Source organism: Streptomyces sp. NPDC001604, from assembly GCF_042893475.1.
Taxonomy (GTDB): domain Bacteria; phylum Actinomycetota; class Actinomycetes; order Streptomycetales; family Streptomycetaceae; genus Streptomyces.
In genome coordinates this window covers 425,244-442,342 of sequence record NZ_JBIAUY010000004.1, presented here as the reverse complement: position 1 = coordinate 442,342, position 17,099 = coordinate 425,244, and the positions used below count along the sequence as shown (strand labels likewise).

The 17,099-nt window shown below is 71.8% G+C and carries 10 protein-coding genes; 6 read left to right on the top strand and 4 right to left on the bottom strand.

Annotation, left to right across the window (positions count from 1 at the left end; translation table 11 throughout):
• Positions 1-16: 16 nt before the first annotated feature.
• Both ACFY1E_RS15040 and ACFY1E_RS15035 read left to right on the top strand, forming a co-directional pair.
• Positions 17-1,579, top strand: a complete 1,563-nt coding sequence (locus ACFY1E_RS15040; RefSeq protein ID WP_389075649.1) for a DUF6519 domain-containing protein — start codon at positions 17-19, stop codon at positions 1,577-1,579.
• On the top strand, positions 1,579-2,466 hold the full coding sequence (locus ACFY1E_RS15035) for a peptidoglycan-binding protein (protein WP_389075647.1): 888 nt from the start codon (positions 1,579-1,581) through the stop codon (positions 2,464-2,466). The genes ACFY1E_RS15040 and ACFY1E_RS15035 overlap by 1 nt, the downstream gene beginning before the upstream one ends.
• A gap of 21 nt (positions 2,467-2,487) precedes the next feature.
• Here the strand turns inward: ACFY1E_RS15035 and ACFY1E_RS15030 are convergent, their stop codons facing one another.
• From ACFY1E_RS15030 to ACFY1E_RS15015, 4 genes are all read right to left on the bottom strand, one after another.
• Positions 2,488-3,858, bottom strand: a complete 1,371-nt coding sequence (locus ACFY1E_RS15030) for a M1 family metallopeptidase (protein ID WP_389075644.1) — start codon at positions 3,856-3,858, stop codon at positions 2,488-2,490.
• Between the two features lie 77 nt (positions 3,859-3,935).
• On the bottom strand, positions 3,936-7,802 hold the full coding sequence (locus tag ACFY1E_RS15025) for a Pls/PosA family non-ribosomal peptide synthetase (RefSeq protein WP_389075642.1): 3,867 nt from the start codon (positions 7,800-7,802) through the stop codon (positions 3,936-3,938).
• 287 nt (positions 7,803-8,089) lie between these two features.
• Positions 8,090-9,646 carry an MFS transporter gene (locus ACFY1E_RS15020; protein ID WP_389075640.1) on the bottom strand — a complete coding sequence of 519 codons (1,557 nt, stop codon included), beginning with the start codon at positions 9,644-9,646 and terminating at the stop codon, positions 8,090-8,092.
• Positions 9,643-10,062, bottom strand: coding sequence for a DUF3291 domain-containing protein (locus ACFY1E_RS15015; RefSeq protein ID WP_389075638.1), 420 nt, complete (start codon positions 10,060-10,062; stop codon positions 9,643-9,645). Before ACFY1E_RS15015 ends, ACFY1E_RS15020 begins: the two co-directional genes overlap by 4 nt.
• A 405-nt stretch (positions 10,063-10,467) precedes the next feature.
• On the opposite strand from ACFY1E_RS15015, the gene ACFY1E_RS15010 reads away from it, so the two are divergent.
• From ACFY1E_RS15010 to ACFY1E_RS14995, 4 genes are all read left to right on the top strand, one after another.
• A complete protein-coding gene (locus ACFY1E_RS15010) occupies positions 10,468-11,760 on the top strand; it encodes an NAD(P)/FAD-dependent oxidoreductase (RefSeq protein WP_389075636.1) in 1,293 nt (430 codons plus the stop codon).
• 40 nt (positions 11,761-11,800) lie between these two features.
• Entirely contained in the window at positions 11,801-12,067 is a 267-nt protein-coding gene (locus tag ACFY1E_RS15005; protein WP_123964082.1) for an acyl carrier protein, read from the top strand.
• Positions 12,051-12,962, top strand: coding sequence for a thioesterase domain-containing protein (locus ACFY1E_RS15000; RefSeq protein ID WP_389075633.1), 912 nt, complete (start codon positions 12,051-12,053; stop codon positions 12,960-12,962). Before ACFY1E_RS15005 ends, ACFY1E_RS15000 begins: the two co-directional genes overlap by 17 nt.
• Positions 12,963-13,032: 70 nt before the next feature.
• A partial coding sequence (locus ACFY1E_RS14995) for a beta-ketoacyl synthase N-terminal-like domain-containing protein (RefSeq protein WP_389076034.1) occupies positions 13,033-17,099 on the top strand: 4,067 nt, incomplete at its 3' end.

The window sequence follows — 17,099 nt, the reverse complement described above, 5'->3', positions numbered from 1 at the left end:
CAGGGGGACCCCCTTCATGCACGCTGATCTCTCCCGTCTCACCTTCCGGCCGGAGCGGCACTACTCCGCGGTCGTCGCCCAGCAGGGCCGCGTCCAGCTCGACGCCGACACCAACGAGCAGACCGCGATCCAGCTCCACCAGGCCCGCACCCTCGCCGCCGACCTGATCGGCCGCCACGGCGGGCCGCGCGACGCGGCGGGCCGCGACATCGCGGGCTTCCGCATCGACTACGTGGGCGGCAAGCACGACATCGACACGCTCCTCATCCAGAGCGGCCGCTACTACGTCGACGGCATCCTGCTCGACGCGACCAGGCCCGCGCCCGGAGTGCCCGTACCCGACGAGGACGCGCCCGACGAGGACACGCCGACACCGCCTGACCGGTGGACGTACTGGGACCAGCCCGACGCCTACCGCGACCCGGAGAGGCCCGGCGACCGGCTGCCCTCGCCCGCCCAGGAGCCGTTCGTGGTCTACCTGAACGTATGGGAGCGGTCGGTGACCGCGGCCGAGGACCCGGCGCTGCGCGAGGTCGCCCTGGGGGCCGCGATGCCGGACACCGCGGCCCGGGTGAAGGTGGTCTGGCAGGTACTGCCGCTCTCCCTCGCCGAGCTGGCGATCGAGGACAGCGACCTGACGAAGGACGTCGTCCGCGCGGCCTTCGAGAAGTGGGCGCAGAAGCAGTCCCTGTCCTCCACCCGCCTGGCCGCCCGCAGCCGGCGGCCCGACCACGCCGACGAGGACCCGTGCCTGGTCAGGCCCGACGCCCGCTACCGCGGAACGGAGAACCAGCTCTACCGTGTCGAGGTGCACACGGGCGGCGAGGCCAAGGACGCCACCTTCAAGTGGTCCCGCGAGAACGGCTCGGTGGTCTTCCCGGTCGACGAACTCGACGGTACCTGGGTGCAGTTGGCCTCCCTCGGCCACGACGACAAGCTGAACCTGGATGTCGGCGACTTCGTCGAGTTCACGGACACGGCGTATTCCTCGCGTCTGGAGGCCCTGCCCCTGCTGCGGGTCGAGGAACTGGACCTGCCCGGCCGCCGGGTCCGGCTGTCCGCCGAGCCCGAGCCGGGTGTCGGCCGGCGGCCCGACCTGAATCCGTTCCTGCGCCGCTGGGACCACCGGGAGGGGCCCCGCCGCCAGGGGCGTTCCACCTCCCTGAAGGGCGGCGCGGTGCCCGTGACCGAGGGGGAGTGGCTGCCCTTGGAGGACGGCGTCGAGGTGTACTTCGCCAAGGGCGGCGGCTACCGCACCGGCGACCACTGGCTGATCCCCGCGCGCACCGCCACCGGCAGCGTCGAATGGCCGACCGACCCCGCGCGCCGCCCGCTGCTCCAGCAGCCCGCCGGCATCACCCGCCACCTCGCCCCGCTCGCCCTGGTCAAGGGTGAGGAGGGCGCCGTCGACCTGCGCTTCGGCTTCCGCCCGTTGGCCGGCAGCATGCCCGCCGCCGACGAGGCGACCCTTGCCGCGGAGGCACAGGCACGCCGTGAGGAACTGGCGGCCGAGGACCCCTCGCACGGAAGGTCGCAGACCACCGCGGAAGCGGAGGCAGCCGTGGACGGAGACGAGTGATGGCCACACCCATGAGCGCGTCAAAGCTGGTGGAGATCCTGCGCGCCGAAGGCGTGACGGTGATCGAGGTGCGCAACTGGCGCACCCACAACCGCAACACGAAGGGCCCCTGGGGTCCGGTCAACGGCGTGATGATCCACCACACCGTCACCTCGGGCACCGACCACTCCGTGAACATCTGCTACGACGGCTACCCCGCCCTGCCCGGTCCGCTCTGCCACGGCGTCATCGACAAGCAGGGCCGCGTCCACCTCGTCGGCAACGGCCGCGCCAACCACGCGGGCCTCGGCGACCACGACGTGCTGCGCGCCGTCGTCAACGAGTCGAAGCTGCCGCACGACAACGAGGCCGACACCGACGGCAACCGGCACTTCTACGGCTTCGAGTGCATCAACCTCGGCGACGGCAGGGACCCCTGGCCCGAGGCCCAGAAGGAGGCCATCGAGAAGGTGTCCGCCGCGATCTGCCGCCACCACGGCTGGAGCGCCGCGTCGGTCATCGGCCACAAGGAGTGGCAGCCGGGCAAGGTGGACCCGCGCGGCTTCACCATGGACGGCATGCGCAAGCGGATCGCCGACCGGCTGGCCGGCCGGTCCCCGGCACCCGACCCGGACCCCAGGCCCGCTCCCTCGAAGCCGTCGTACGCGCCGTTCCCGGGCGCCGGCTTCTTCCACGACGGGCAGAAGTCCGCGGTGATCACCGCCATGGGCAGGCGTCTGGTCGCCGAGGGCTGCGGTCACTACGAGGAGGGACCGAGCCCCGAGTGGAGCGACGCCGACCGTGAGTCCTACCGGGCCTGGCAGCGCAAGCTCGGCTTCAAGGGCAGGGACGCGGACGGCATCCCGGGCAAGGTCAGCTGGGACAAGCTGAAGGTGCCCGCGACCTGAGAGCCTGCGTCACCCGTCCACCTACGCCGACTCGGCGTTGGTGGGCGGGTGCGCCGGACGCGCCGGGATCTGCGCGGGCAGCGGCGGCAGCGCCGTGCCGTACACCCAGGCCTCGAACAGGTCGTCCAGCGGCTCGTCCGCGTACCGGCCGACATGGGCCGTGAACGTCGTGGTCGTCACCGCCCCGCCGCGGTGCAGACCCGCCCAGCCGCGCAGCATCCGGAAGAAGGCGTCGTCGCCCATCGCGCAGCGCACCGCGTGCACGGTCAGGCCGCCGCGCTCGTAGAGCCGGTCGTCGAACATCGACTTGCGGCCCGGGTCGGCCAGTCGGAGGTCCTGCGGCTGCGAGGACAGCAACCGGTGAGCGGCGGCGGCGAGTTGCTGGGCGCTGCGGCCGCCCGAGCGTTCCGACCACAGCCACTCGGCGTACTTGGCGAAGCCCTCGTTCAGCCATATGTGCCGCCAGTCGGCTATGGACACGCTGTTGCCGAACCACTGGTGCGCCAGCTCGTGCGCCACCAGCCGCTCCGAACCCCGCGCCCCGTCCACGTGGTTGGCGCCGAACAGCGACAACCCCTGTGCCTCGACGGGGACATCGAGCTCCTCGTCGGTCACGACGACCGCGTACTCGTCGAACGGGTAGGGCCCGAACAGCTCCTGGAACAGGTCCATCATCTGCGGCTGCCGCGCGAAGTCCCGCGAGAACTCCGGCAGCAGATGCGCCGGGATGTGCCCGTGCTGCGGCACTCCGCCCGGCCCCGGGTCGCCCAGGAGCACCGTCTGGTACTTGCCGATCGCGAGCCCCACCAGATAGCTCGACGTGGGCGCGGACTGCTCGTACACCCAGGTCGTGGTGGAGGCCTTCGTGGTACGGGTCAGCAGCCGGCCGCCCGCCACCACCGCGTACGCGGACGGCGTGGTGATCGAGATCTGGTACGCGGCCTTGTCGGCGGGCCGGTCGTTGCACGGGTACCAGGACGGCGCCCCGATCGGCTGGCTCGCCACCAGCGCCCCGTCCTCCAGCTCCTCCCAGCCGAGCCCGCCCCAGGGGCTGGGGACCGGCTTCGGATTGCCCGACCAGTGCACCTCGACGGTGAAGGCGGCACCGGCCCGGACCGGCTTCGCGGGGCGGATGCGCAGGCGGCCGCCGCGATGCGTGTAGTGCGGCTGGCGGCCGTCGACCCGGACCCGGCCGATCTTGAAGTCGGAGAGGTTGAGGGTGAACTCGGTCAGCGGCGAGCGGCCCGCGATGGCGTTGATCCGGGCCGCCCCCGCCAGGCGGTTCGGGCCCGGGCGGTAGTCCAGCGTGAGCTCGTACCGGTGCACGCGGTAACGCGCGTCACCGTGCTCGGGGAAGTACGGGTCCGAACCCGCCGTCTGCTGAACTGCCACTGCCGCTTCTGCTCCCTGCGCCGTCGTTCCACTCCGATCCGCCGGTACACCGCTCACCGACTCCGAGTGGCCCGCGCTCAGGGACGCCATGCCTCGATCGGGTTGCCGAGCCAGCGGGTGTCGTCCGGGACGGACTCCGCGGCCATGACGAGCGACGCGGGACCCAGGGTGGTGCGGGCCCCGATCGTGCTGCCGGGCAGCACGATCCCGCCAGGGCCCAGCGTGGCGCCCTCACGGAGTACAACAGTATCCGTCCGCAAGATCCGGTCGTGGAAGAGGTGCGTCTGCAGCACGCACCCGCGGTTCACGGTGGCCGCGTCCTCCAGGGTCACCAGGTCGGTCTCGGGCAGCCAGTAGCTCTCCACCCACACGCCCTTGCCGATCTTGGCGCCCAGGCCGCGCAGCCACGCGGTCATCAGCGGCGTACCGGGCACCGAACCGGCCAGCCAGGGCACGGCCACGACCTCGACGAAGGTGTCCGCCAGCTCGTTGCGCCACACGAAGCCGCTCCACAGCGGGTGCTCGCCGGTACGGTGCCGCCCCACGAGCAGCCACTTGGCGACGAACGACACGACCGCGGCCGCGGCGCCGGAGGCGAGCAGCACCAGACCGGACAGCAGGGGAGCCCAGGGCCCGAGCAGGCACAGCGCCGCCACCGTCAGCACCGCGAGGCCGGCCGAGCAGAACACCGGCACGATCCGGCACAGCTCCACCAGGCCCCGCGCCCACAGCAGCCGGGCCGGCGGGTCGTAGGTCCGGCTCTGGTCGCCCGTCTCGGCGCTGCGCGGCAGCTTCACCGGCGGCAGCCCCAGGTAGGAGCTGCCCTTCTTCGCCTTCTTCGGCGTGGCGGACAGCACGCCCACCAGACCGCCGTCCGGCACGCTCCGGCCCGGTGCGGTCATCCCGGAGTTACCGAGGAAGGCCCGCCGCCCGATCTCCGCGCGCCCGATCCGCATCCAGCCGCCACCGAGCTCGTACGGCGCGGTCAGGGTGTCGTCGGCCAGGAACGCGCCCTCGCCGACCGTCGTGAGGCTGGGCAGCGCCAGCACGGTGGACACCTCGGCACCCCGCCCGATGCGCATCCCGAGCAGCCGCAGCCACACCGGCGTGACCAGCCCGGCGTACAGCGGGAACAGGGTCTCCCGGGAGCGGTCCATGAGCTGTGTGACCGTCCAGGCCTGCCAGCCGATCCTGCTGTGCGTGGGGTGCGTGCCCTCGCGCAGGCCCAGGCTCAGCAGCCGCACGGCGACGAGGATCAGCAGGGCGTACGCCAGCCCGAACGCCAGCGTGGCGGGGACAAGGGCGAGCGCGGCACCACGCAGGGGCGCCTGGGCGTCGACGAAGGCGTACGCCACGAGGAGCGCGGCGCCGCCCGCCAGCAGCGGCAGCGCGGACAGGGCGAGTCCGGTCAGGCCGTACATCACGCGCCAGTACGTGCCGCGCTGCGGGCGCTCCTTGGGCCAGTTCCGCTTGGCCTTGCCGAGCTTGACCGCGGGCGCACCGGCCCAGCGCTGGCCGGTGGGGATCTGGCCGGTGACGGCCGAGCCGGGGGCCACCTCGGCCCGCTTGCCGACGCGGGCGCCCGGGAAGAGCATGCTGCGGGTGCCGACGGTGGCGTGCGCCCCCACCTTGACCTGGCCGATCTCCAGGCGGTCGCCGTCCAGCCACCAGCCGGACAGGTCGACCTCGGACTCCACGGCCGCGCCCCGGCCCAGTTTCAGCAGGCCGGTGACCGGCGGCAGCGAGTGCAGGTCGACGTCCTGGCCGATCTTGGCGCCCAGCGCCCGCGCGTACCGCTCCAGCCAGGAGCCGGTCAGCGAGGTCGCCCCGCTGAACTCGGCCAGCCGCTCGGCGGTCCACAGACGCAGATGGACGCTGCCGCCGCGCGGATACCGGCCGGGCTCGACGCCCCGCAGCAGCAGTCGCGCGCCGCCCGCGGCGATCGCGAGCCTGCCGGGCGGGCTGAACAGCAGCACCGCGCCGGCCGCGATCAGCCACCAGGGGGCGGTCGGCAGCCAGGAGTAGCCGGGCAGCAGGTTCCCGGCCGCGGCCAGGGCCACCGTCCAGCGCAGGCCGAGCAGTGTGAACAGCGGCACGAGCAGCAGCAGCTGGAGCACCTTGGCGCGGGTCGGCACCGGGGTGATGGTGCGCCGGCCGCCGTCGTCCTGCGCCGACTTCTCCAAGTGGCGGGCCAGCTTGCGCAGGGTGGGCTGCTGATATATGTCGAGGACGGCGGCGCTGGGGTAGCGGGTGCGCAGCTTCGTCGTCAGCTGGGCGGCGGCCAGGCTGCTGCCGCCGATCGCGAAGAAGTCGTCGCGGGCGCTGGTGACGGGGATGCCGAGGACTTCCGTCCACTGCTCGGCGAGCCACGCCTCGGTGCCGTAGAGCTGCTCGGCCGGACCGCCGGTCTCCAGGCCCTCCAGGGGCCAGGGCAGTGCGTTGCGGTCGACCTTGCCGCTGGTGCGGGTCGGCAGGTCCTCGACCGGTGCGAGCAGCGGCACGAGCGCGGCGGGCAGCTCGGCACGCAGCTTCTCGACGGCCGCCGCGTGGTCCCAGCCGTCCTGGGTGACGACATAGCCGACGAGGAGCTGGTTGCCGCTGCGCGCGGTGCGCACCGCGGCGGCCGCACCCGCGACACCAGGCAGTGCCTGCAGTGCGGCGTCCACCTCGCCCAGCTCGATGCGGCGCCCGCCGAGCTTGATCTGCTCGTCGGCCCGCCCCAGGAAGACCAGCCCCTGCGGCTCGGCCTTGACCAGGTCACCGCTGCGGTAGGCCCGCTCCCAGCCCAGGGACTCCAGCGGCGCGTACTTCTCCGCGTCCTTCTCGGCGTCGAGATAGCGTGCGAGCCCGACCCCGCCGATCACCAGCTGCCCGCTGCCGCCCATCGGCACCGGCTCCCCGGCCTCGTCGACGACGGCAAGCTCCCAGCCGTCCAGCGGCAATCCGATGCGGATCGGCTCCTCGCCGGACATGAGCGAGGCGCAGGCGACCACGGTGGCCTCGGTCGGCCCATAGGTGTTCCAGACCTCGCGCCCCTCCGTCACCAGCCGCTGCACCAGCTCGGGCGGGCAGGCCTCGCCGCCGAAGATCAGCAGACGGACGTCGTTGAGCGTCTCGGGCTCCCAGAGCGCGGCGAGCGTCGGGACCGTGGAGACCACGGTGATCTCCTGCTCGACCAGCCAGGGCCCCAGGTCGGCGCCGCTGCGGACCTGCGAGCGCGGCACCGGCACCAGACAGGCGCCGTAGCGCCACGCCAGCCACATCTCCTCGCAGGACGCGTCGAAGGCGACCGACAGACCAGCCATGACCCTGTCACCGGGGCCGATGGGGTCGTCGGTGAGGAACAGCGCGGCCTCGGCGTCCACGAACGCGGCGGCGCTGCGGTGACTGACCGCGACGCCCTTGGGCTTCCCCGTGGAACCGGACGTGAAGATGATCCACGCGTCGTGCTCGGCACCGGGCCGGGCGGCGGGTACGTCGCTCCGCCCGGTGACCGTCAGGTCGTGCCCGGCGCCGACGACCGCCCGGACCTCAGCCTCCCCGAACACCAACTCGGCCCGCTCCTCCGGATCCTCGGCATCCACGGGCACATAGGCGGCACCGGCGGCGAGGACGGCCAGGATCGCGACGTACAGGTCATTGGTGCCGGAAGGGACCCGCACCCCCACGCGGTCCCCGAGCCCGACCCCGGCCGCGGCCAGGCGCCGGCGCAACTGCTCCACCTCGGCGGCCAGCGCACGGTAGGTGAGACGGGTCGAGCCGTCGTCCAGGGCGAGCTCGTCCGGGTAGGACCGCACGGATGCGTCGAAGATGTCGACGAGCGTGCGCGGGGAGGCCGCCTGACCTCCGGAGAAACGTGCGGTGTCACCGAACTGCTGGTGGATCTCTGCGCTGAGCTCATCGTCGAGCAGGCCGAGAGCGCTGCTCTCGTCAATGGCTGCCATCCGGTCCTCGCGTCTCGATCCCGGAAGCCTCCGGGGCGCTGGCGGGCCCGCAGGTCTGCCTGGGGTTGTCCGGGTCCAGCTCCGTAACAAGCCGGAAATTTTAGTACGACGCTAGGTTCGGGACGGCGGATCGGCCACTCGGGTGGGCCGTTGGGAGTGCTCGCAAGCACGGTCGATGTGCTGTGACCTGCTGTTCTTCACTCCAGGGAGAGATGCCCCACACAGTGCGTGAGGTGAGCATGTGCGGGGCGCGAAAAGGCACTTGCTCCTCCGTCGGGCAACCGCACTCACTCCCCGTGCGAGGACCGGCGTGCGAGCAGCGTCCAGGCCAGGATCGCCGCACCGAACGACACCCCCGCAACCACCCACAGCGCGCTGTGCACGCCCGCCGTGAACGCGTCCCCGACCGCGCCCGTGATCTGCGGTGACGAGCGGCCGGCGGACCTGCCTCCGCTGCGGGCGACCGAGACGACCTGGTCGATGACCGGCGCCGGCAGATGGTGGGCGGCGAGGCGGTCGGGGAGGGTGCCGAGGAAGCGGACGGCGAGGACGGCGCCGAGTATCGCCGTCGCCAGCACCGAGCCGACCTGGCGGAAGGCCGTCACGGCCGAGGAGGCCGCCCCCATCTGCGCGCCCTCGACCACCTCGAAGGCGGCCGCCGTGGACGGAGCGACCACCAGGCCGCTGCCCAGCCCGGCGAGCACCAGTCCCAGCGCCGTGACCGCATAGGAACCGTCCGGCTGCTGACCCAGCAGGGCCAGAGCGGCAGCGGTGGTGACGAGCGAGCCCGCCGCCAGCAGCCGGCCCGCGCGGACCCGCCCCGCCAGGCGCTGCGCCGTGGCCGTCGCCGCGACGAACGCGAGCATCGCGGGCAGCAGCCGTATGCCGGTGGCCAAGGGGCCGAAGGCACGGACGCGTTGGAGGAAGAGCACCTCCAGGAAGATCACGCCCACGAACACGAACAGGGCGGCCGCAGCGACGCACAAAGCCGCCGTGTAGCGGGCGTTGGCCATCATGCGGACGTCCAGCATCGGCACCGCCCTGCGGCGCTCGGTGAGGACCAGTGCGGTGAGGGAGAGGGCGGCCACCGCCAGCACGGTGACCACCACCGGGTCGTCATAGCCCGCCCGGCCGCCCACCGCTATGCCGTAGACCAGTGTGGACAGCCCGAGCACGGCCCAGAACTGGCCGGCCAGGTCGAGCGGCCGGTCCGGGACACGGGACTCGGCGACCGCTCTCAGCGTCACCGCAATCGTGATCACCGCGAGCGGTGTGTTCACCAGGTAGACCGCCCGCCAGTTCCACGTCTGCAGCAGGGTGCCGCCCAGCAACGGACCCACGGCCAGCCCCACGCCCGAGACCGACACCCACACGGCTATGTAGCGCACCATGCGCGGCAGATCGACGAAGAACGTGGTCGTGATCAGGGCGAGGGAGGTGGGCAGGACCAGGGCGCCGCCCAGTCCGCTGACACCCCGCCCTATCAGGACCTGCGGATAGCTCTGTGCCGACGCCACGACCAGGGAGCCCGCCGCGATCAGCGCCGTGCCGGTGAGGAACACCCGCCGCCGCCCGAACCGTTCGCCCAGCGCACCGCCCGACAGGACACAGGCCGCCACCACGAGCGTGTACGTGCTGGACACCCAGCTCAGGTCGGCGGGCGCCACCTGCATGTCGACCTGGAGCGCCCGCAGCGTGGAGATGGCCGCGGTCACCTCGATGAACGACATGAACAGGCCGAGGCAGGCGGCGAGGAGGACGAGGCGGCCGTGCGGGACAACGGGCGCAGGCGGTGCGTCCGTTGTCAGTGACGGGCCTGTGTTGAGCGGTGCGTCCGTGCTCATGTCGCCTGCGCCTCCCGCTCGGCCTGCTCGGCGAGGCGGCGCTGCGCCTCGTCCCAGGAGATCGGCAGCTGGTCGCGCTCGGTGTTCCAGAACACGAACACCGAGCCCTTCATCCCGGGACGCAGCCCGCGCACGCTCCGCGCGTGCGGATCCTTCGCGGAGAACGTGTTCAGCGCCTCCTGGTCGCGCCAGGCCGACAGCGTCCAGAACGTCCTCTTCAGCGGCTCCGCCTTCAACGAGGCACCCAGCAGCCCGGGCGAGCTGCGCACCTGCTGGAATATCACCAGGGACAGCAGGAAGAACCTGGGCACGCCCAGCAGCGAGCGCAGCTCCAGCCGGGAGGCCATGACCAGTGGCGGGCCGGCGGGCTCGGTGCCGTCCTCAGCGGTGCCGGGCATCCAGGGAATCGTCGGCATGAAAGGTCTCCTCGGCTGAGCGGTCGGGAAGGCCGTGCAGGAGCAGGCGGTCGGTTCGGTCGGTCATTCACAAGAGTCCGTGAGCGCCGGATTCCGTACACCCCCGCAGGGGTGAATCCCGCCGCACTGCGTGCAGTCGAGCGCACGGAAGGTGTGGCGCAATCGCGCCCACGGAGCCCCGTACGACCGGATCCGGACAGTCCGCAATCCGCGCCATCGGAGCCTTCGATAGCGGAAATCCGGGCGCCGATGGGCCGATTGACCCCGATTTCCGGCCCGGCCTACGGTTCTTGTGCGCCGTCCGACGGGCAACTCGCGGACCGCGACCCCTTTCAGAGGTATCAGCCCTCTGCGCCTCACCGTGACCGTTCCCGAGAACTGTTCGAGCCGAGGTGCAGCCCTGCCATGACCACCCGTGTCGCTGTCGTCGGAGCCGGGATCTCCGGACTCTCCGCCGCCCACCACCTGCCGGACGACGTCGAAGTCACCGTGTACGAGAGCCAGGACCGCCCCGGCGGCCACGCCCACACCGTGGAGGTCGACGAGGGCGGCCGCACCATCGGCGTCGACACGGCGTTCGTGGTCTTCAACGCGCGGACCTACCCCGAACTCACCGCCTTCTTCGAGAAGCTCGGCGCGCGCGCCCTCGACCACACCGGCGGCTTCGACTTCTTCGACCTCGACCGCGGACTCGACTACGGCACCGCCGAGTTCGAGCTCTCCGAGGACGAGATCGCCGCCCGCTACCCGGCCGACTTCCTGCCCCTGTGGCGCGACGCGGAGCGCTTCCACCGCGAGGCCCCGAAGGACTTCCTGCGCAAACGCACCGACCTCTCCCTCGGCGACTACCTGGACCGCGGCGGCTACAGCGACGCCTTCAAGTACGGCTATGTCGTGCTGCTCGCCACCGCCGTCTGGTCGGTGCCCGCCGAGCTGATCTGGGAGATGCCCGCGACCACGGTGATCGCCTTCTTCATGTCCCACGACCCCGGCGGCCTCGGCGGCCGCTCGGTCGCCTGGAAGACCGTGTCGGGCGGCAGCATCGAGTACGTCCGCCGCGTCGTCGCCGGCGTCAACGGCAAGGTCCGCACCGGCGCCGAGGTGACCCGGGTACGGGAGGACGGGGACGAAGTCGTCATCGGCACCGCGGCCGGCGAGGAGCGCTACGACTACGCCGTCCTCGCCGCGCACGCCGACCAGACCCTCGCCGTGCTGGAACAGCCCACCCCGCTCCAGGCGCAGATCCTCGGCAAGGTCCGCTACAGCGCCACCCGGGCGATCCTGCACACCGACCCGTCGAGCATGCCGCCGAACCGGGACCGCTGGCAGAGCTGGAACTACGGCCTGAAGACCGTGGACGGCCGCCCCCGCACCTGGGTCGCCTACTACATGAACTCCCTGCAGGGCTTCACCGCCGAGCAGGACTACTTCGTCACCCTCGACTCGCCGATCGTCCCCCGCGACGAACTCGTCGTCCGCGAACTGCCGTTCACCCACCCGGTCATCGACCTGGAGGTGCGCGCCATGCAGCGCACGATCTACGACGTCAACGCGCCCGGCGGCCGCATCAAGCTGGCCGGCTCCTACTTCCACGCGCCCCGCATCGGCGTCGACCTCATCGGCTCCCACGAGGCCGGATTCGTCTCCGGGCGCAAGGCGGCCGAAGCCGTCGCCCGCGAGATCAAGACCCGTCACTGAACCGCGAACCGCACAGCACGAACGGACAAGGGGATTCCCAATGCAGCGTGTCACCGCCGAAGAAGCACAGGCCTGGCTGGTCGAGAAGCTGGCGATCCGGCTCGGGGTCGGCCAGGAGCAGATCGATGTCGAGCGCTACTTCGACGAGTTCGACCTCGACTCGACGGAGGCGCTGATCCTCGCGGGCGAGCTGGAGAAGTGGCTCGGCTTCGAACTGGAGGCCACGGCGCTCTGGTACCACCCGACGATCGCCGCCCTGTCCGAGCACATCGCCGAGGAGAGCGACCGTCATGTCGCCGCGGCCTGACCCGGCCACCCCACGTCGACCGGGCGCGCCCCGCCCGCTGCTGACGACGCTCGGGCCGGTGGATCCGGCCGCCCGGCCGGTCGTCGCCGTCCATCCGGGCGCACTGCCCGCCACCGCCTGGCAGCCGGTCGCGGCACGGCTGCCCGAGGACCACGCACTGCACCTGTGCGACCTGGGCAACGTCCCGGAGTACTTCGCGGCGGCCCTCGTCCCGACGCTGTCCGTCATCGGCGTCCGCGAACTCGCCCGGCGCTGCCTGGGTGAACTGACCGCCGCCGGACTCACCGACCGGCCGTTCACCCTCGCCGGCTGGTCGTTCGGGGGAGTGGTGGCCTACGAGATCGCCGCCCGCCTCGACGCCCAGGGGCTCGGCGACCGCGTCGAGGACCTCGTCGTCCTCGACTCGATCGCCCCCGTACCCGCCTTCCAGCGGCCGGACGAACTGCTCCGGCCGGACATGCTGCTCACCTGGTTCGCGATGTACCTGGGCGCCAAGCGCGGCCGCCGCCTCACCCTGGAGCCGGCGGCCCTGGACGGCCTCGGCGAGGAGGACGGCCTGGGCGTCCTGCTCACCGAGGCCATCGAACAGGGAGTGCTGCAGGACGGCACCGAACCGGCGGGACTGCGCAAGCTGTACACCGCGTTCCACACCGGACTGGTCCGCAACAACCGGTGCACCGCCGGCTATCTGCCCGCCCCGCTCGACCGCACCGTCACCGTCGTCAAGCCGGAGCGCTCGCTCCTGCCCGACAGCCCCGACCTCGGCTGGAGCGGCCTCAGCGGCCGCCCGCTGCGGCAACTGGCCGTCCCCGGCGACCACTACACGATGCTCCACGAACCGGAGACCGCGGACGCCCTCGCCGCCCTCCTCGCCACCGGCTCGCGAACCGGCTGAGCCACCAGAGCACTTGACGTACCCGCCGCACACGACCCGCGCGACGCGCAAGCCCGAGAGGACCACCATCGTGCACTACTCACGTCTGGCCGAGACGCCGATCGCGATCGTCGGGTTGGCGGGCCTCTTCCCCAAGTCGCGCGACCTGCGCGAGTTCTGGCACAACATCGTGGACGCCCAGGACTGCATCGAGGACGTCCCCGAGAGCCACTGGAACACCGCGGACTACTACGACCCGGACCCCGCGGCCGAGGACAAGACCTACGTCCGCCGCGGCGGATTCCTCCCCGAAATCGCCTTCAACCCCATGGAGTTCGGGCTGCCGCCCAACACCCTGGAGGTCACCGACATCCTCCAGCTGCTCTCCCTCACGGTGGCACGCGACGTGCTGCGCGACGCCGGCGCCGACAACGGCAGCTGGTACGACGCCTCCCGCACCGGGGTCGTCCTCGGCATCACCGGCGCCAACTCCCTCACCCAGCCGCTCTCCGCGCGCCTGCAGACCCCGGTGCTCAAGGAGGTCGTACGCAGCGTCGGACTGAGCGAGGCGGACGCCGAGGAGATCGCGAGCCGGTTCAAGAAGGCGTACATCCCGTGGGAGGAGAACTCCTTCCCCGGCATGCTCGGCAATGTCGTAGCCGGCCGGATCGCCAACCGCTTCGACCTCGGCGGCACCAACTGCACCGTCGACGCCGCCTGCGCCAGCTCCCTCGCGGCCGTCAAACTCGCGGTGAGCGAACTCATCGAGGGCCGCGCCGACATGATGATCACCGGCGGCTGCGACGCCGAGAACACGATCCTCATGTACATGTGCTTCAGCAAGACCCCGGCGTTCTCGAAGACCCAGCAGATCCGCCCCTTCGACGAGTCCGCCGACGGCACACTGATCGGCGAGGGCATCGGCATGCTCGCCCTCAAGCGCCTCGCCGACGCCGAACGCGACGGCGACCGCGTCTACGCCGTCCTGCGCGGCATCGGCACCTCCAGCGACGGCCGCTTCAAGAGCATCTACGCCCCGCGCGCCGAGGGCCAGCAGCTCGCCCTGCGCCGCGCCTACGAGGACGCCGGCGTACCCGTCGACTCCATCGAACTGTTCGAGGCGCACGGCACGGGCACGGCCGTCGGCGACCACACCGAACTGTCCGCCCTCTCCTCCGTCGTCGCGGACGCCAACGACGACCACGGCTACGCCGCCATCGGCAGCGTCAAGTCCCAGATCGGGCACACCAAGGCCGCCGCGGGCGCCGCCAGCCTCATCAAACTCTCCCTCGCCCTGCACCAGAAGGTCCTCCCGCCGACCATCAACGTCGAGACACCGAGCGAGGCGGTCGACCCCACCAGCACACCCTTCTACGTCAACACCGAGGCGCGCCCCTGGGTGCTGGACCCGGAACGCGGCAAGCGCCGCGCCGCCGTCTCCTCCTTCGGCTTCGGCGGCACCAACTTCCACATGGTGCTGGAGGAGCACGAGGGACCCGCGGAAGCCAAGTCCCTCGGCCCGACGGTCCGCTGGGGCCTGTGGCACGCGGCGGGCCCCGAGGCGCTCGCCCTGCGCATCGAGAACGGCGCCGCTCCGGACGAGTCCGGTGCGATCCCCGCCTCCGACGCCCGCATCGGGATCGTCGCCCGCAGCGACGACGAATTCAGCGAACTGTGCGCTACGGCAGTGGAGTTGCTGCGCGCCCGACCCGACGCCGACTCCTGGCAGCACCCCAAGGGCATCACCTACCGGCGTCAGGCCCTGCCCACCTCGGTCAAGACGGCGGCCGTGTTCGCCGGACAGGGCAGCCAGTACGTCGGCATGGGGCGGAGGGCCGCCGTCGCGCTGCCGCCCGTACGAGCCGCGTTCGACCGCGCCAACCGGCTGACCGAGGGCCCCGACACCCTCGCCCGCACGGTCTTCCCGCCGCCCGCCTTCACCGACAGCGCCCGCGCCGAGCAGGAAACGGCCCTGCGCCGCACCGACTTCGCCCAGCCCGCCATCGGGGCGCTCGCCTCCGGCCAGTACGCCTGGCTGCAGGAACTCGGCTTCCGCGCCGACGGGGTCATCGGCCACAGCTTCGGCGAACTCACCGCGCTCTGGGCGGCCGGGGCACTGGACGACGACCGGTTCGCCCAACTGGCCCGCGCCCGCGGCCGCGCCATGGCCCCGCCGGAGCAGGCCGCCGCTGACTTCGACCCCGGCGCCATGGCGGCGATCCGCGCCTCCCTCTCCGACGTCCAGGGGCTGGTCGCCACGTACCGCAATGTGGCCATCTGCAACATCAACGCCCCCGGCCAGATCGTCGTCGGCGGCCCCACGGACGAGATCGACCGCCTGGTCGCCGACGTCTCCGGCCGCCGCATCCCGGCCAAGCGGCTGCCGGTCTCCGCCGCGTTCCACACCGGCTTCGTCGCCCATGCCGCCGACGCGTTCCGGCAGGCAGTGGAGTCGACGGGGCTGGGCGTCCCGACGATCCCGGTCTACGCCAACACCCCGGGCTCGGCGTACGGCAGCGACGCCGCGGCCAACCGCCGCACCCTCGTGGACCAGCTCCTCCAGCCGGTCGACTTCGTCTCCGGCATCGAGAAGATGTACGCGGACGGGTTCCGCGTCTTCGTCGAGTTCGGCCCCAAGCGCGTCCTCACGGACCTGATCGACCGCATCCTCGAAGGCCGCACCGACGTCGTGACCCTCGCGGCGGACGGCGGACCCAGCAAGGACAGCGAGGTCTCGCTGAAGCGCGCCGCGATCGAACTCGCGGTCCTCGGGCTGCCCCTCACCGGCTTCGACGACCACGTCGAGCCACGGACCGAGCTGCCGGCCCGCAAGGGGATGAACATCCCGCTGCGCGGCATCAACTACGTGACCCAGGAACGGCGTTCGGCGTACCAGGACGCGATTGCGCAGCCGTTGGCGCTGACGGCGGGGGCGAGTACCGGCAACGGTGGGGGTGGCTCCGACGGCGTCGAGGACGTCGTACGCGACGGGCTGGCCCTTCAGGCGGAGATCCTCACCGCCCACGCGGACACGGTGCACGCCTCGGTCCGTTCCCTGGAGGAGTCCGTACGGGCCGGAGGGCACCCCGACACGGATGCCGCGCTGCGGCTCATACGGGAGCAGAGCGCGACGATCGGCGCGGCGCACGAACGGTCCACCCGACTGCTGCTGGACGCGCTGCGGGGGCGGGCGGAGGCCGAAGCCGAGCCTGCGCCTGAAGCCGAGCCTGCGCCTGAACCCGAGCCCGCTTTCGTGGCCCCCGTCGAACCGGAGCCCGTGGCTGTCGTCGAGCCAGAGCCGGAGCCGGAGCCGGTGCCGGAGCCCGAGCCCGTCTCTGTCGCCGATTCGGCCGTTGCCGCCGGTGTGATGGAGGCGTTGATGGGTGCGGTGGCGGAGAAGACCGGCTACCCGGTCGAGATGCTGGAGCCGGGTATGGATGTCGAGGCCGATCTGGGCATCGATTCGATCAAGCGGGTGCAGATTCTGGGGGCGTTGCAGGAGTCGTATCCGGTGTCGGAGGACGTTGATCCGGAGGTGCTCGCGGAGCTGCGGACGCTGGACGACATCGCCGGCTTCCTTGCCTCCACGGTGCCTGCCGAGCCGGCTCCGGAGCCGATCACTTCCGCGGTCGAGATCGTGAACCTTCCCGAGCCCGAGCCCGAGCCCGTCGTCAACTCGTCTGTCGCCTCGGGCGTGATGGAGGCGCTGATGGGTGCGGTGGCGGAGAAGACGGGTTATCCGGTGGAGATGCTTGAGCCGGGTATGGATGTCGAGGCCGATTTGGGCATCGATTCGATCAAGCGGGTGCAGATTCTGGGGGCGTTGCAGGAGTCGTATCCGGTGTCGGAGGACGTTGATCCCGAGGTGCTGGCTGAGCTGCGGACTCTGGACGACATAGCTGGCTTCCTCGCCTCCACCGTCTCCGCCGAGCCCGCGCCACAGCCCGTCTCCGCGCAGCCCGAGCCCGAGCCCGTTTCCGTCCCTGCCGCCAACTCGTCTGTCGCCACTGGTGTGATGGAGGCGCTGATGGGTGCGGTGGCGGAGAAGACGGGTTATCCGGTGGAGATGCTGGAGCCGGGTATGGATGTCGAGGCCGATTTGGGCATCGATTCGATCAAGCGGGTGCAGATTCTGGGGGCGTTGCAGGAGTCGTATCC

Bases quoted from the DNA above. Each gene is read 5' to 3' on its own strand.
- ACFY1E_RS15020 (WP_389075640.1), bottom strand. From the start codon at position 9,646: ATGAGCACGGACGCACCGCTCAACACAGGCCCGTCACTGACAACGGAC.
- ACFY1E_RS15010 (WP_389075636.1), top strand. From the start codon at position 10,468: ATGACCACCCGTGTCGCTGTCGTCGGAGCCGGGATCTCCGGACTCTCC.
- ACFY1E_RS15005 (WP_123964082.1), top strand. From the start codon at position 11,801: ATGCAGCGTGTCACCGCCGAAGAAGCACAGGCCTGGCTGGTCGAGAAG.
- ACFY1E_RS15015 (WP_389075638.1), bottom strand. From the start codon at position 10,062: ATGCCGACGATTCCCTGGATGCCCGGCACCGCTGAGGACGGCACCGAG.
- ACFY1E_RS15025 (WP_389075642.1), bottom strand. From the start codon at position 7,802: ATGGCAGCCATTGACGAGAGCAGCGCTCTCGGCCTGCTCGACGATGAG.
- ACFY1E_RS15035 (WP_389075647.1), top strand. From the start codon at position 1,579: ATGGCCACACCCATGAGCGCGTCAAAGCTGGTGGAGATCCTGCGCGCC.
- ACFY1E_RS15000 (WP_389075633.1), top strand. From the start codon at position 12,051: ATGTCGCCGCGGCCTGACCCGGCCACCCCACGTCGACCGGGCGCGCCC.
- ACFY1E_RS15040 (WP_389075649.1), top strand. From the start codon at position 17: ATGCACGCTGATCTCTCCCGTCTCACCTTCCGGCCGGAGCGGCACTAC.